Source organism: Streptomyces herbicida (genome assembly GCF_032656585.1).
In the GTDB taxonomy this organism is placed as follows: domain Bacteria; phylum Actinomycetota; class Actinomycetes; order Streptomycetales; family Streptomycetaceae; genus Streptomyces; species Streptomyces herbicida.
On the sequence record NZ_JAUYWJ010000028.1, the window covers coordinates 24,068 to 38,503 of the forward strand.

12 protein-coding genes are annotated in these 14,436 nt (G+C 70.0%); 3 read left to right on the forward strand and 9 right to left on the reverse strand.

Annotated elements, in window-relative coordinates; translation table 11 throughout:
• Window positions 1-88 precede the first annotated feature (88 nt).
• Window positions 89-628, reverse strand: a complete 540-nt coding sequence (locus Q8A52_RS40830) for a GNAT family N-acetyltransferase (RefSeq protein WP_316761634.1) — start codon at window positions 626-628, stop codon at window positions 89-91.
• A gap of 86 nt (window positions 629-714) precedes the next feature.
• Between Q8A52_RS40830 and Q8A52_RS40835 the strand changes: the two genes are divergently transcribed.
• Window positions 715-1,596 (forward strand): alpha/beta fold hydrolase, encoded by an 882-nt coding sequence (locus Q8A52_RS40835; RefSeq protein ID WP_316761636.1) that lies wholly within the window; start codon window positions 715-717, stop codon window positions 1,594-1,596.
• On the opposite strand, the gene Q8A52_RS40840 is transcribed toward Q8A52_RS40835, so the two are convergent.
• From Q8A52_RS40840 to Q8A52_RS40850, 3 genes are all read right to left on the reverse strand, one after another.
• Window positions 1,553-2,425, reverse strand: coding sequence for an alpha/beta fold hydrolase (locus Q8A52_RS40840; protein ID WP_316761639.1), 873 nt, complete (start codon window positions 2,423-2,425; stop codon window positions 1,553-1,555). The two genes, Q8A52_RS40835 and Q8A52_RS40840, sit on opposite strands and share 44 nt — an antisense overlap.
• Before the next feature lie 83 nt (window positions 2,426-2,508).
• On the reverse strand, window positions 2,509-4,140 hold the full coding sequence (gene pruA / locus Q8A52_RS40845; RefSeq protein WP_316761641.1) for an L-glutamate gamma-semialdehyde dehydrogenase: 1,632 nt from the start codon (window positions 4,138-4,140) through the stop codon (window positions 2,509-2,511).
• 39 nt (window positions 4,141-4,179) lie between these two features.
• Window positions 4,180-5,106 (reverse strand): proline dehydrogenase family protein, encoded by a 927-nt coding sequence (locus tag Q8A52_RS40850; protein ID WP_316761642.1) that lies wholly within the window; start codon window positions 5,104-5,106, stop codon window positions 4,180-4,182.
• 171 nt (window positions 5,107-5,277) lie between these two features.
• On the opposite strand from Q8A52_RS40850, the gene Q8A52_RS40855 reads away from it, so the two are divergent.
• Window positions 5,278-6,507, forward strand: a complete 1,230-nt coding sequence (locus tag Q8A52_RS40855) for a PucR family transcriptional regulator (protein ID WP_316761644.1) — start codon at window positions 5,278-5,280, stop codon at window positions 6,505-6,507.
• Window positions 6,508-6,577: 70 nt separating this feature from the next.
• On the opposite strand, the gene Q8A52_RS40860 is transcribed toward Q8A52_RS40855, so the two are convergent.
• Complete coding sequence (locus Q8A52_RS40860; protein WP_316761647.1) at window positions 6,578-7,150, reverse strand: TetR/AcrR family transcriptional regulator; 573 nt, start codon at window positions 7,148-7,150, stop codon at window positions 6,578-6,580.
• A gap of 98 nt (window positions 7,151-7,248) precedes the next feature.
• Here Q8A52_RS40860 and Q8A52_RS40865 point away from each other — a divergent pair, with 98 nt between their 5' ends.
• A complete protein-coding gene (locus Q8A52_RS40865) occupies window positions 7,249-8,805 on the forward strand; it encodes an MFS transporter (protein ID WP_316761649.1) in 1,557 nt (518 codons plus the stop codon).
• A gap of 155 nt (window positions 8,806-8,960) precedes the next feature.
• Here Q8A52_RS40865 and serA read toward each other — a convergent pair whose 3' ends face one another.
• The 4 genes from serA to Q8A52_RS40885 form a co-directional block, all read right to left on the reverse strand.
• A complete protein-coding gene (gene serA, locus Q8A52_RS40870) occupies window positions 8,961-10,550 on the reverse strand; it encodes a phosphoglycerate dehydrogenase (RefSeq protein ID WP_316761652.1) in 1,590 nt (529 codons plus the stop codon).
• A gap of 231 nt (window positions 10,551-10,781) precedes the next feature.
• On the reverse strand, window positions 10,782-11,780 hold the full coding sequence (ilvC, locus tag Q8A52_RS40875; protein WP_316761654.1) for a ketol-acid reductoisomerase: 999 nt from the start codon (window positions 11,778-11,780) through the stop codon (window positions 10,782-10,784).
• 111 nt (window positions 11,781-11,891) lie between these two features.
• Window positions 11,892-12,416, reverse strand: a complete 525-nt coding sequence (ilvN, locus tag Q8A52_RS40880) for an acetolactate synthase small subunit (RefSeq protein WP_316761657.1) — start codon at window positions 12,414-12,416, stop codon at window positions 11,892-11,894.
• Between the two features lie 20 nt (window positions 12,417-12,436).
• Complete coding sequence (locus Q8A52_RS40885; RefSeq protein WP_316761660.1) at window positions 12,437-14,287, reverse strand: acetolactate synthase large subunit; 1,851 nt, start codon at window positions 14,285-14,287, stop codon at window positions 12,437-12,439.
• Window positions 14,288-14,436: the final 149 nt, after the last annotated feature.

Below are 14,436 nucleotides of genomic sequence, written 5' to 3' on the forward strand. Positions count from 1 at the left end.
ACTTCCTACTATCTGAGACGGCGGATTGCGTCACACCGCCCTGAGCTGCGCTTTCGCCACGCGAGGGGTGGAGGGGCCACTACTCCTGTCAGAGCACGTCCCCGTCGCGCCAGTCGAAGACCAGTCCATGGCCGGGGTCGAGCGGACCGGCGAGCGCGGGGCGCAAGTAGACGCTCCCTTCCTCCTCCGGCAGATGGACGACGCCTTCCGGGGAGAGCGCGGAGACACGGCCCGTCCAGGGCCGCCAGCCGCGGGCCGCGTAGAGCCGGGCGCCGTCGTCGCTCGCGGACAGCGCACCGAGGTCGTAGGCCCGGTCGACGAAGCGCTCCAGCGCCTCCATCACCCGCCCGCCCAGTCCGGCACGGCGCACGTCGGGCCGCACGCCGACGGCCTCGACATGGCCGACCCGCAGCCAGCGCCCGCGATGCCGGGCGCGCCGCATCACCACCGACCCGTGGGCGGCGAGCCCGGAGCCGTCGTGCACCAGGGCGTGGATGCCGCCGAGGCCGTGCTCGAAGTCCTCGTCGTCGAACTCGCCGTCGAAGGCGTCATGGAGGAGGGCGCGGACGGCTCGGAGTTCGGCGGGGGTGAGGTCGGCGGTGTGGGCGGTGCGAAGGCGGGTGGTCATGGATCGAGTATCGCCTTCACCGCTCCGGCGTCTAACCCTCTAAATCTACTTGACTGGTTAGACACGGGTGTGGTGGACTGCCGCCCATGACCACACACCAGGTCCATCACCGCGCCACGACCGTCCGCGACCTCGACGTCCACTACCGCGAGGCGGGCCCCGCAGACGCCCCGGTCCTGCTGCTCCTGCACGGATTCCCCAGCAGCTCGCACATGTTCCGCGACCTGATCCCGCTGCTCGCCGACAGCTACCGGGTGATAGCCCCCGACCACATCGGCTTCGGGCGCTCGGCCGCCCCGTCGGCCGCGGAGTTCAGCTACACCTTCGACGAACTGGCCGCGATCACCGGGGAGTTCACCGAACAGCTGGGGCTGAAGGAGTACGCCCTCTACATCCAGGACTACGGCGCCCCGATCGGCCTGCGCCTGGCACTGGCCCACCCGGACCGGGTGACCGCGATCGTCACGCAGAACGGCAACGCGTACGAGGAGGGGCTGGGCGAGCAGGCCTGGGCGCCGGTGCTCGCACTGATAGCGGAGCGGACACCGGAGACCGAGGCACCCGTGCGGGAGATCAGCAGCCCGGACGGGATCAAGTGGCAGTACCTGCACGGCGTTCCGGACCCGTCACTGGTCAGCCCGGACGCGTACGAGCACGACGCGGCACTGATGGCCCGGCCCGGCCGGCCCGAGATCCAGCTCGACCTGATCTCCGACTACGGCGCCAACTTCGCGCTGTACCCGGCCTTCCACGCGTACTTCCGCGACAGCCAGGTCCCGCTCCTCGCCGTCTGGGGCGCGCACGACGAGATCTTCGTGCCCGCCGGCGCGCTCGCCTTCCAGCGGGACCTGCCGAAGGCCGAGGTGCATCTGCTCCCCGCCGGACACTTCGCCCTGGAGACCCACGCGGATCAGATCGCCGGGCTCATGCGGGACTTTCTCGACCGCTACCTGCCCTCCCCGGCCTGAGCGCCGCCCGGAAGCCCTCCGGGTCCTCCACCCACGGCAGATGCCCGGCATCCGGCAGGATCACCCGGCGTACCCGCGGCAGGGCGCGCTCCAGGGAGTCGACGGCCGTGCGGGGGCGCAGGTCCCGGGCGCCGTCAATGATCAGCACCGGTACGTCCAGGGACCGGCAGGCGGCGTACAGCTCCGGGGTGCCCCACGTCCGCATGCGTTCGTCGTTCAGGGCACCGCTGCACGCATGGTTGATCCCGAACCACGGATCGGCCATCCGCCCGGCGTGCTCCAGCGCGCGCTCCCGGTCCTCGAACTCGGCCGACCACTGCAGCACCGACCGCTCCCGCTCCTCGTCCTGCGTCCGGACCGGGCGATCTCCCAACTCCCGCCAGCGGGCGAGACGTTCGGGGTGCTCCGCGAGCCGCGCGCGGAGGTTCTCGTGGAAGGCTCCCTGCCAGTCGGCGTCCGGCCCGATGCCGATCCCGGACACATACACCAGCGCACTCACCCGCTCCGGGTGCGCCAGTGCATGGCTCAACGCCAGCTGCGCGCCCCAGGAATGGCCGAGCAGCGTCATCCGCTCCAGCCCGAAGTGCCGTCGTACGGCCTCCAGATCGGCCACGAACCGGTCGCTCGTCCAGGGTCCGTCGACCCGCTCCGAGCGCCCGCAGCCACGCTGGTCCCAGCGGACGACCGGCGTCACACCGGCCAGCAGCTCGGCCATGTCGCCGAACATGTCCCACAGGCCCGGCCCGCCGTGGCACAGCACCAGTGGGTCGCCGTCACCGGGTGACCGTGCGGCCCACAGCCGTGCGCCGTCGTCCGTCCCCACCGTCATGGGACCAGTGTGCCGGGAGTTGGGAACGGGCCGGGAAGCCTGCTCGGGGGTCAGGCTTCCCGGCCCGTGCTCGGGAGGGCTGGTCAGCCCATGTGCGGGTAGGTGTAGTCGGTCGGCGCGACCAGCGTCTCCTTGATGGCGCGGGTCAGGGTCCAGCGCAGCAGGTTCTGCGGGGCGCCGGCCTTGTCGTTGGTGCCGGAGGCGCGGCCGCCGCCGAAGGGCTGCTGGCCGACCACGGCGCCGGTCGACTTGTCGTTGATGTAGAAGTTGCCCGCCGCGTAGCGGAGCTTCTCCATCGTGTACGCGGCCGCGGCACGGTCGTTGGAGACGACCGAGCCGGTGAGCGCGTAGTCGGAAACGGACTCCATCTGCTCCAGCATCTCGTCGTACTGGTCGTCCTCGTAGACGTAGACGCCGAGGACCGGGCCGAAGTACTCGGTGCGGAAGACCTCGTTCTCCGGGTCGGTGCACTCGATGACGGTCGGGCGGACGAAGTAGCCGACCGAGTCGTCGTAGGAGCCGCCCGCGACGATCGTGCAGGTCGGGTCCTCCTTGGCGCGGTCGATGGCGGCCTTGTTCTTGGCGAAGGCACGGTCGTCGATCACGGCGCCGATGAAGTTCGACAGGTCGGTGACGTCACCCATGGTCAGGTAGTCGACCTCGGCCGCGAACTCCTCCTTGAAGCCGGAGTTCCAGATGGAGGCCGGGATGTACGCGCGGGAGGTGGCCGAGCACTTCTGGCCCTGGTACTCGAAGGCACCGCGGGTCAGGGCCGTCTTCAGGACGGCACGGTCGGCGCTCGGGTGCGCGACCAGGAAGTCCTTGCCGCCGGTCTCGCCGACCAGACGCGGGTAGGCACGGTACTTCTCGATGTTGTTGCCGACCGTCTTCCACAGGTACTGGAAGGTCCTGGTCGAGCCGGTGAAGTGGATACCGGCGAGGTCGCGGTGGACCAGGGCGACCTTGGAGACCTCGATGCCGTCACCGGTGACGAGGTTGATGACGCCCTTGGGCAGACCGGCCTCCTCCAGGAGCTGCATGAGCAGCACGGCGGCGTGGGTCTGGGTCGGGGACGGCTTCCAGACCACCACGTTGCCCATCAGCGCGGGGGCGGTGGGCAGGTTCGCGGCGATGGCGCTGAAGTTGAACGGCGTGATCGCGTAGACGAAGCCCTCGAGCGGGCGGTGGTCGAGGCGGTTCCAGACGCCCGGGGAGTTGGCCGGGGGCTGCTCGGCCAGGATCTGGCGGGCGTAGTGGACGTTGAAGCGCCAGAAGTCGACCAGCTCACAGGGGCTGTCGATCTCGGCCTGCTGGGCGGTCTTGGACTGGCCGAGCATGGTGGAGGCGGCGATGGTCTCGCGCCAGGGGCCGGCCAGCAGCTCGGCGGCGCGCAGGATGATCGCCGCGCGGTCGTCGAAGGACATCGCGCGCCAGGCCGGAGCGGCGGCCAGGGCCGCGTCGATGGCGTCCTGCGCGTCCTGCTGGGTGGCGTTGCGGAGCGTGCCGATGACGGACTTGTGGTTGTGCGGCTGGACGACCTGGAAGGCCTCGCCGCCGCCCATCCGCTTCTCCCCGCCGATGGTCATCGGCAGCTCGATCGGGTTCTCGGCCAGCTCCTTGAGCTTGACCTCCAGCCGGGCGCGCTCGGGCGAGCCGGGGGCGTAGCCGTGCACCGGCTCGTTGACGGGGGTGGGGACCTGGGTCACAGCGTCCATGAGATCCTTGACTCCTTGTACGTGAGCGGGTGTTCGGGCTCAGCCCTTGGTGATCATGCTGCGAACGAAGAAGCGCAGGTTGGCCGGCTTCTCAGCGAGCCTCCGCATGAAGTAGCCGTACCAGTCGGTGCCGTAGGCGGTGTAGACGCGCATGCGGTGGCCCTCGGCGGCCAGGCGCAGGTGCTCGTCGCTGCGGATGCCGTAGAGCATCTGGAACTCGTACTCGTCCATCTTGCGCCCGGCCTGGTGCGCGAGCTCCTGGGCGATGGAGATCAGCCGCGGGTCGTGGGAGCCGATCATCGGGTACCCCTCGCCCTCCATCAGAGTCTTCAGGATGCGGACGTACGCCTTGTCGATCTCGTGCTTCTGCTGGTACGCGACCTCGGCGGGCTCCTTGTACGCGCCCTTCACGAGCCGCACCCGGCTGCCGGCCGCGGCGAGGCGGCGGGCGTCGGCCTCGGTGCGGAAGAGGTAGGCCTGGATGACGCAGCCGGTCTGCGGGAAGTCCTTCCGCAGCTCCTCGTGGATGGCGAACATCGAGTCGAGGGTGGTGTGGTCCTCGGCGTCGAGGGTGACCGTGGTGCCGATCGCGGCGGCGGCCTCGACCGCCGGGCGGACGTTCTCCAGGGCGAGCTCGTGGCCGCCCTCCAGCGCCTGGCCGAACATCGAGAGCTTGACCGACATCTCGACCTTCGGGCCGAGTTCCAGGTCCTTGAGACGCTCGATGAGCTGCAGGTACGCGTCCCGGGCGGCGGTGGCCTGCCCGGGGGTGGTGATGTCCTCGCCGACGACGTCCATGGTCAGTTCCAGGCCCTTGGTGGTGAGGTCCTGGATGATCGGGACGATCTCGTCGACGGTCTCGCCGGGGATGAAGCGGTCGACGACCTGCTTGGTCACCGGGGCCGCCGAGATCAGGCGTCGCATCCGGTCGCTGCGCGACGCGGCGAGAATCACGGGACCCAGCACGGGGCACCTCCACAACAAGACCTACGGAATGCCGACCCGAAGCAGATGATTTTTTGGGTACGGCACGGAGAACCACCGTGAAACCTAAGGATCCCTCCGATCGTCTGCCATCGACAGCTGTCACGCATCCGTTCCCCGGATCTCAGACAGTTGTATGAAGGCCGTACGGAAATGCGGGAGAATGCCCGTGTGACGGCCGATTACAAGGGTGACTACCAGGAGCTGGTCGACGAGATCTCGGAACTCCTGGACGCGCCTGCGACGCTGGAGAACCGCGACTTCGAGCTGATCACCTTCGGCGCGTACGACAGCGAGGGCGAGCTGGACCCCTCGGCCCTGGACCCGGTCCGCACCCGCTCGATCCTGACCCGGCGCTCCACGGCGGCGGTCCGGAGGTGGTTCGAGGGCTTCGGCATCACCCGGGCGACGGGACCCGTCCGCATCCCGCCCACCCCGGAGGCGGGGGTGTACCGGGGACGAATCTGCCTTCCGGTACGCCATCGGGGTGTCGTCCTCGGTTACGTCTGGCTCCTGGACGACGATCCGGGCCCGAGCGAGCAGCAGCTGACCGCGGCCATGGCGGTCACGGCCCGTATCGGCGCGCTGCTCGCCGACGAGGCGCAGGCCGGGGCCGACCTCACCCGGGAGCTGCGGGCCGTGCTGACCGCCGAGCCCGGCTGGCAGCGGGACATGGCGGTGGCCGAGCTCCGCACGGCCCTGGGCGGCCGCGCGGACGGCCCGCACACGGTGGTGTGCGTGGCCCCCTGGCCCTCGGCCGACCCCGAGGACGCGCCGTCGGTACGCACCCTGCCGGGCGCCACGGCCCTGTGCACCGTGCCCTGGGGTACGTCCGCGCAGTCACTGGCCCTGCTGGTGCGGCTGCGCTCCACGGACACGGTGACCCCGGCGGTCTCGGCGGCGGGGCGGCTGCTGGAGCGGGCCGGGGACGCGAGCGGGAGCAGGGGGAAGGGCACGGCGGACGGTGGGTCCGTCGCGGCCGCCGGGATCGCCGCCCCGCGCCTCGGGCTCGCCGAGCTGGGGACCGCCTGGCACGAGGCGGTGGGGGCGGCCCGGGCGGCGCTGGCGGAGCCGCAGTTCGGGCCGGTCGCCGAGTGGGCGCAGATCGGGCCGTACCGGCTGCTGACCTCGCTGCCCTCCGAAGCGGCCCACGACCGGGCGGTGGCCCCGCTGCTCGCGCCCGCCCACCAGGAGCTGGCCCGCACCGCCGAGGTGTACCTCGACCGCGCGGGCCAGGCCGGCCGCACTGCCGCCCAGCTGGGCATCCACCGCCAGACCCTGTACTACCGCCTGTCCCGGGTGGAGCAGCTGACGGGCCTGGACCTCGACGACGGGGAGGACCGGCTGCTGCTGCACATGGCGCTCAAGGGTGCCCGGCTCTAGAGGGGCCCGGCTCTGGAAGGGGCCCGGCCGGCAGGTCCCCGGCGCGGTCACCTCCTGTGCGACGGACGCGTCACATCCTGGTGGCGGCTTCGATGATCCGGCGCAGGCCCTCGGTGAGCGCGGCCCCGTCCGGTGCGGTCTTCGGGTCGAAGGTCCACTGGGCGATGAGGCCCGACATCAGCGTCATGTAGAACCGGCCCAGGGTGTCGGCGGTCTCGTCGGACACCTCCTCCTCCGGGATGCCCATGAGCAGAGCGACCAGGCCGCGCCCGCCCTCCCGCTGGGCTCGGGCCAGATGGTCGCGCACCTCGGGCAGGTCGATGGTCATGACCTCCATGCTGAGCCGCCAGATGGAGCCGGGGTCCCGCATGGAGTCGGCGATGTTCGACCACACCTCGCGGAACCGCTCCAGCGAACCGGGCGCACCGCTGATCCCGGCGTCCCCGTCACCCTCGAAGGACATCTCCTCCACCATCGCGATGTACGCCTGCGCAAGGAGCGCGTCCTTCGAGCCGTAGTGATAGCCGATCGAGGCCAGGTTCGTCCCCGACTCCTTGACGATGTCGCGCGCCGTGGTGCGCGCGAACCCCTTCTCCAGAAGGCAGCGCTTGGCGCCTTCGAGCAGATCTTCACGGTGTCCCATGCGGACCAGCCTACCGCCGGATCCATACAAGCGTCCTAGACGCATGACTTATACAAGCGTTCTAGACAAGCGTTTAAGACACTTGTACATTCGCTGTCATGACGAACACGACGAGCACCACCACGACCCCGACCGCCCGTGCCGGCCGCCGCGAATGGACGGCGCTCGGTGTGCTGATGCTTCCGCTGCTGCTGGTCTCGATGGACGTCTCGGTCCTCTACTTCGCGGTCCCGGCCATCAGCGCGGACCTGCGGCCGACCGGCACACAGCAGCTGTGGATCTTCGACATCTACGGCTTCGTCCTGGCCGGCCTGCTCATGACGATGGGCTCGCTCGGCGACCGCATCGGCCGCCGCCGGCTCCTGCTCATGGGCGCCGCCGCCTTCAGTGCCGCCTCGCTCCTTGCGGCCTACGCGAACAGCGCCGAGACCCTGATCGCCGCCCGCGCGGTCCTCGGCATCGGCGGCGCCACCCTGATGCCGTCGACCATGGCCATGCTGCGCACGATGTTCACCGACCCCGGCCAGCGCGCGAAGGCGATCGGCCTGTGGTCCGGCGTGATGACGGGCGGGATCGCGCTCGGCTCGGTGATGAGCGGCGTACTCGTCGAGCACTTCTGGTGGGGCTCGGTCTTCCTGGTCAACCTGCCCGCGATGGCGCTGCTGCTGGTCCTCGGCCCGTTCCTGCTCCCCGAGTCGAAGAACCCGAACCCCGGCCGCTTCGACTGGCCGAGCGTCCCCCTGTCGATGGCCGCCGTGCTCCCCGTGATCTACGGCCTGAAGGAGATCCCGTCCGAGGGCTGGGAGCCGCGCTACGGCGCCTCGATCGCCGTCGGTCTGCTCTTCACCGCGCTGTTCGTCCGCCGGCAGCGCACCGCGGCCTCCCCGCTGATCCCGTCGGCCCTGTTCCGCGGCCACGGATTCACCCCGGCGGTGGTCCTGACCCTCATCTCCGCCTTCGGCATGATGGGCTCGGCCATCTTCACCACCCAGTACCTGCAGTCGGTCCTCGGCAAGAGCCCGCTCGAGGCAGCGCTGTGGAGCCTGCTCCCGTCGGTGTTCATCGGCGTGGCCGCACCGGTGACGGCGCAGATCGTCCAGAAGGGCGCCGACCGGGGGTACGTCGTCGCCGCCGGCTTCGCCATCACGGCGGGCGGATACGCGATGCTCGCCCTCGTCGGCCCCGACTCCCTGTGGCTCGCGCTCGCCGCAGCCGGCGTCCTGGCCTGTGGGGTCGTGGTGGTCATGTCCCAACTGACCGACCTCGCGATGGGCACCGCCCCCGTCGAGCGGGCGGGCACGGCCTCCTCCCTCCTGGAGACCGGCACCGAGTTCGGCGGCGCACTCGGTATGGCGGTCCTCGGCTCCATCGGCACGGCTCTCTACCGCCACGAGATCCCGGACTCGGCCCCGGTCGCGGCCCGCGAGACCCTGGGTGGCGCGCTGGCGACCGCCGCCCGGCTTCCGGGCCACACCGGCGACGCCCTGGTCACGACGGCACGGGAGGCGTTCGTCAACGGGATGCAGGGCGCGGCGATCGCCGGGGCGGTGCTCCTCGCGGGGGCGGCGGCCGGGGCGGCGCTGACCCTGCGCCGGATCCACCTGCGAGAGCAGGAGGCGGCGGAGGGCCCGGAGCAGGTGCCGGTCGCCGACTGACGCGGCACACAAAAGCGCCGGGCGGGCTGGTTGATCCAGCCCGCCCGGCGCTTTGTCACCCCGGTCGGCATCAACCAGCCCGTCCGGCGTCTGAGGACGAGGCCGCTCAGGCCGAAGCCGGGGTCTGGGGGCGGCAGCCCCCAGGGACGGTCACCTCAGACCAGGTTCACGGAACGAGCGAACGTCGCCCCGATCTCCTCGGCAACCTCGGTCAGCACGCCGGCGGCAACCGTGTCGTCGACCGTCAGCACCGCGAGCGCCTCGCCACCGGCCACCGCGCGGGCGACCTGCATGCCGGCGATGTTGATGCCCGCCTCGCCGAGGATCCGGCCGACGGTGCCGACGACACCCGGACGGTCCTCGTAGCGCAGGACGACCATGTGCTCGGCGAGCGCGAGGTCGACGTCGTAGTCGCCGACCGCGACGATCTTCTGCAGGTGCTTCGGGCCGGCCAGGGTGCCGGAGACCGACACCTCCTCGCCGCTGCCGAGCGTGCCGCGCACGGTCACGACATTGCGGTGGTCGGTCGCCTCGGAGCTGGTGGTCAGCCGGACCTCGACACCGCGCTCCTGGGCGAACAGCGGCGCGTTGACGTACGACACCGTCTCGTCGACGACGTCCTCGAAGACGCCCTTGAGCGCGGACAGCTCCAGCACCTTCACGTCGTGCTGGGTGATCTCGCCGTACACCTCGACGTCGAGGCGGACCGCGACCTCGCCCGCGAGCGCGGTGAAGATGCGGCCGAGACGCTCCGCGAGCGGCAGACCCGGCTTGACGTCCTCGGCGATGACACCGCCCTGCACGTTCACCGCGTCCGGGACCAGCTCACCGGCGAGGGCGAGGCGGACGGACTTGGCGACGGCGATGCCCGCCTTCTCCTGGGCCTCGTCGGTGGAGGCGCCGAGGTGCGGGGTGCAGACGACCTGGTCGAACTGGAACAGCGGGGAGTCGGTGCACGGCTCCTTCGCGTAGACGTCCAGACCGGCGCCCGCGACGCGGCCCTCCTTGAGCGCCGAGTACAGCGCCTCCTCGTCGACGATCCCGCCGCGCGCCGCGTTGACGATGCGCACGCTCGGCTTGACCTTGCGCAGCGCGTCCTCGCCGATCAGGCCGAGGGTCTCGGGGGTCTTCGGCAGGTGCACGGTGATGAAGTCGGCGACCTCGAGGAGCTCGTCCAGCGAGAGGACCTTCACGCCCATCTGCGCCGCGCGCGCGGGCTGGACGTAGGGGTCGTACGCGACGACCTTCATGCCGAACGCGGACATGCGCTGTGCGACGAGGGCACCGATGCGGCCCAGGCCCACGACGCCCAGCGTCTTCTCGGCCAGCTCCACGCCCGTGTACTTGCTGCGCTTCCATTCGGCGTTCTTCAGCGCGGCGTTGGCCTGCGGGATGTTGCGGGCGGTGGCGAGGATCAGGCCGCAGGCCAGCTCGGCGGCGGTCACGATGTTGGAGGTGGGGGCGTTGACGACCATCACGCCGGCCTTGGTGGCGGACGAGACGTCGACGTTGTCCAGGCCGACGCCGGCTCGCGCGACGACCTTCAGCTTCTTGGCGGCGGCGATCGCCTCGGCGTCGACCTTGGTGGCGGAACGGATCAGGATCGCGTCCACCTCGGCGATGGCGGGGAGCAGCTCGGCGCGGTCGGCGCCGTTGCAGTGCCGGATCTCGAAGTCGGGGCCGAGTGCGTCCACGGTCGCGGGCGACAGCTCTTCAGCGATGAGTACGACAGGTTTCGAGCTCACGTGAGGTCCTCACAAGTCCAAAGCATGCGGACGGCCGTCCCAACGGCCGCAGGCGGAGGAGGGGCTAGCCGCGGAAGACGCACGACGCTGTGGGCCTGACGCGTATGTTGAGCAGCAGTGTAGTTGCGTGGCGGAGGTCATCTTGCGCCTCTGCGGAAGGATCACCCGTCCGTGGCTGGACGGGATGGACAACGGGGCCGGAGCGTCATGCCCCAGCCCCTGCCCTGAGGCTTACGCCTCCTCGTTCACCCAGCTCATCAGCTTGCGCAGCTGCTTGCCGGTGGTCTCCAGCAGGTGCTCGGAGTCCTGGCTCTTGTACTCGTTGTACTTCTTCAGACCGCCGTGGTACTCGTCCATCCAGTTCTGGGCGAAGGTGCCGTCCTGGATCTCGGTGAGGACCTGCTTCATCTCGGCCTTGGTGGCGTCCGTGATGATGCGCGGGCCGGTGACGTAGTCGCCCCACTCGGCGGTCTCGGAGACGGACCAGCGCATCTTCTCCAGGCCGCCCTCGTACATGAGGTCGACGATCAGCTTCAGCTCGTGCAGGCACTCGAAGTAGGCGATCTCCGGCTGGTAGCCCGCCTCGACCAGGGTCTCGAAGCCGGCCTTGACCAGGGCGGAGGTGCCACCGCACAGCACGGCCTGCTCACCGAACAGGTCGGTCTCGGTCTCCTCGGTGAAGGTCGTCTTGATGACGCCGGCGCGGGTGCCGCCGATCGCCTTGGCGTACGACAGGGCCAGGTCGAAGGCGCCTGAGGTGGCGTCCTGCTCGACGGCGGCGATCGCGGGAACGCCGCGGCCCTCCTCGTACTGGCGGCGGACCAGGTGTCCCGGGCCCTTCGGGGCGACCAGGGCGACGTCGACACCGGCCGGGGGCTTGATGAAGCCGAAGCGGATGTTGAAGCCGTGGGCGAAGAACAGCGCGTCGCCGTCGTTCAGGTTCGGGGCGATGGACTCCTCGTAGACCTGGGCCTGGATCGGGTCCGGGATGAGGATCATGATGACGTCGGCCTCGGCGGCGGCCTCGGCCGGGCTCACCACGCGCAGGCCCTGCTCCTCGGCCTTGGCCTTGGACTTGGAGCCCTCGTGCAGACCGACACGGACGTCGACACCGGAGTCGCGCAGCGACAGGGCGTGCGCGTGGCCCTGGCTGCCGTAGCCGATGACCGCGACCTTGCGGCCCTGGATGATGGACAGGTCGGCGTCAGCGTCGTAGAACAGCTCGGCCACTTTGGGTTCTCTCCTTGGTGTGCAGATGTTGCTCCCACCGTATGACGGCGGGCGGAAGTGAAGTTTCGGGGTCTCGGCATACGGGCGGCGCGAGACCGCCCGTACTCAGCCTTACGCGGATCGGTCCAGAGCGCGCAGCGAGCGGTCCGTGATCGAGCGGGCGCCGCGGCCGATCGCGATCGTGCCGGACTGGACCAGTTCCTTGATGCCGTACGGCTCCAGCATCTTGAGCATGGCGGTGAGCTTGTCGGTGCTCCCGGTGGCCTCGATGGTCACGGCCTCCGGGGAGACGTCGACGGTCTTGGCACGGAACAGCTGGACGATCTCGACGATCTGGGAGCGCGTCTCGTTGTCGGCGCGCACCTTCACCAGAACGAGTTCGCGCTGAACGGCCTGCGTCGGCTCCAGCTCGACGATCTTCAGCACGTTGACGAGCTTGTTGAGCTGCTTGGTGACCTGCTCCAGCGGCAGGTCCTCGACGTTCACCACGATGGTGATGCGGGAGATGTCGGGGTGCTCGGTGACACCGACCGCGAGCGAGTCGATGTTGAAGCCACGGCGCGAGAAGAGGGCGGCGATCCGGGCCAGGATGCCCGGCGTGTTCTCCACCAGGACGGAGAGCGTGTGCTTGGACATTTCTCTGTGGTCTCTCTCGCTCAGTCGTCTTCGTTGTCGCCGAAGTCCGGGCGGACGTCCCGGGCGGCCATGATCTCGTCGTTGGAGGTGCCTGCGGCGACCATCGGCCACACCATCGCGTCCTCGTGGACGATGAAGTCGACGACGACGGGCCGGTCGTTGATGGAGTTCGCCTCTTCGATGACCTTGTCCAGGTCCTCCGGGCTCTCGCAGCGGATCGCGTAGCAGCCCATGGCCTCCGACAGCTTCACGAAGTCGGGGACGCGGGTGCCCCTGGCGTCCGGGTTGACGTCGCCCGGGCCGCTGTGCAGAACCGTGTTGGAGTAACGCTGGTTGTAGAAGAGGGTCTGCCACTGGCGGACCATCCCGAGGGCGCCGTTGTTGATGATGGCGACCTTGATCGGGATGTTGTTCAGGGCGCAGGTGGTGAGTTCCTGATTGGTCATCTGGAAGCAGCCGTCGCCGTCGATCGCCCAGACCGCACGGTCCGGCGCGCCCGCCTTGGCGCCCATCGCGGCCGGAACCGCGTAGCCCATCGTCCCGGCGCCGCCGGAGTTCAGCCAGGTGGCGGGCTTCTCGTACTGGATGAAGTGCGCGGCCCACATCTGGTGCTGGCCGACGCCCGCCGCGAAGATCGTGCCCTCCGGGGCGAGCCGGCCGATGCGCTCGATGACCTGCTGCGGGGACAGCGAGCCGTCCTCGGGCTGGTCGTAGCCGAGCGGGTAGGTGTCGCGCCAGCGGCTGAGGTCCTTCCACCAGGCGGTGTAGTCGCCCTTGTGGCCCTCGCTGTGCTCCTTCTGGACGGCCTGGATCAGGTCGGCCAGCACCTCGCGGGCGTCACCGACGATCGGGACGTCGGCGGCGCGGTTCTTGCCGATCTCGGCGGGGTCGATGTCGGCGTGGACGATCTTGGCGTACGGGGCGAAGCTGTCCAGCTTGCCGGTGACGCGGTCGTCGAAGCGGGCTCCGAGGGCGACGATCAGGTCGGCCTTCTGCAGCGCGGTGACGGCGGTGACCGAACCGTGCATGCCCGGCATTCCCACGTGCAGCGGGTGGCTGTCGGGGAACGCGCCGAGCGCCATCAGGGTGGTGGTGACGGGCGCTCCGGTGAGCTCGGCGAGGACCTTGAGCTCCGCGGTGGCGTGCGACTTGAGGACGCCGCCGCCGACGTAGAGGACGGGTCGCTTGGCGGAGGTGATCAGCTTGGCGGCCTCGCGGATCTGCTTGGCGTGCGGCTTGGTGACGGGCCGGTAGCCGGGCAGGTCCATGGTGGGCGGCCAGGAGAAGACGGTCTTCGCCTGGAGGGCGTCCTTGGCGATGTCGACCAGGACCGGGCCGGGGCGTCCGGTGGAGGCGATGTGGAACGCCTGCGCGATCACCCGCGGGATGTCCTCGGCCTTGGTGACCAGGAAGTTGTGCTTCGTGACGGGCATCGTGATGCCGACGATGTCCGCCTCCTGGAAGGCGTCCGTGCCGATGGCCCTGGACGCGACCTGGCCGGTGATCGCCACGAGCGGCACCGAGTCCATGTGCGCGTCGGCGATCGGCGTGACCAGGTTCGTCGCACCCGGGCCCGAGGTCGCCATGCAGACGCCGACCTTGCCGGTGGCCTGCGCATAGCCCGTGGCCGCGTGACCGGCCCCCTGCTCGTGGCGGACCAGGACGTGGCGCACCCTGGTGGAGTCCATCAGCGGGTCGTACGCCGGCAGGATCGCGCCACCCGGAATGCCGAATACCGTGTCAGCGCCGACCTCCTCAAGCGAACGGATGAGGGACTGCGCACCCGTGACGTGCTCGACGGTCGCGGACTGTTGTCCTCCGGAACGGGGCCGCGGCTGCGGATGGTGGGCCCCGGTGGCCTGCTCGGTCATCGGCATTCTCTTCTCGATGCTGAGGGTTTTAGCGAGGTTCGTACGGGTTTTCACATCCGTACGGATGGTGCTGGTGCAACAAAAAACCCCTCGTGCCAAAAGGCAAGCGAGGGGAGCGCGCCGGTGTGGTCGCTGGGGATTCCGGATCG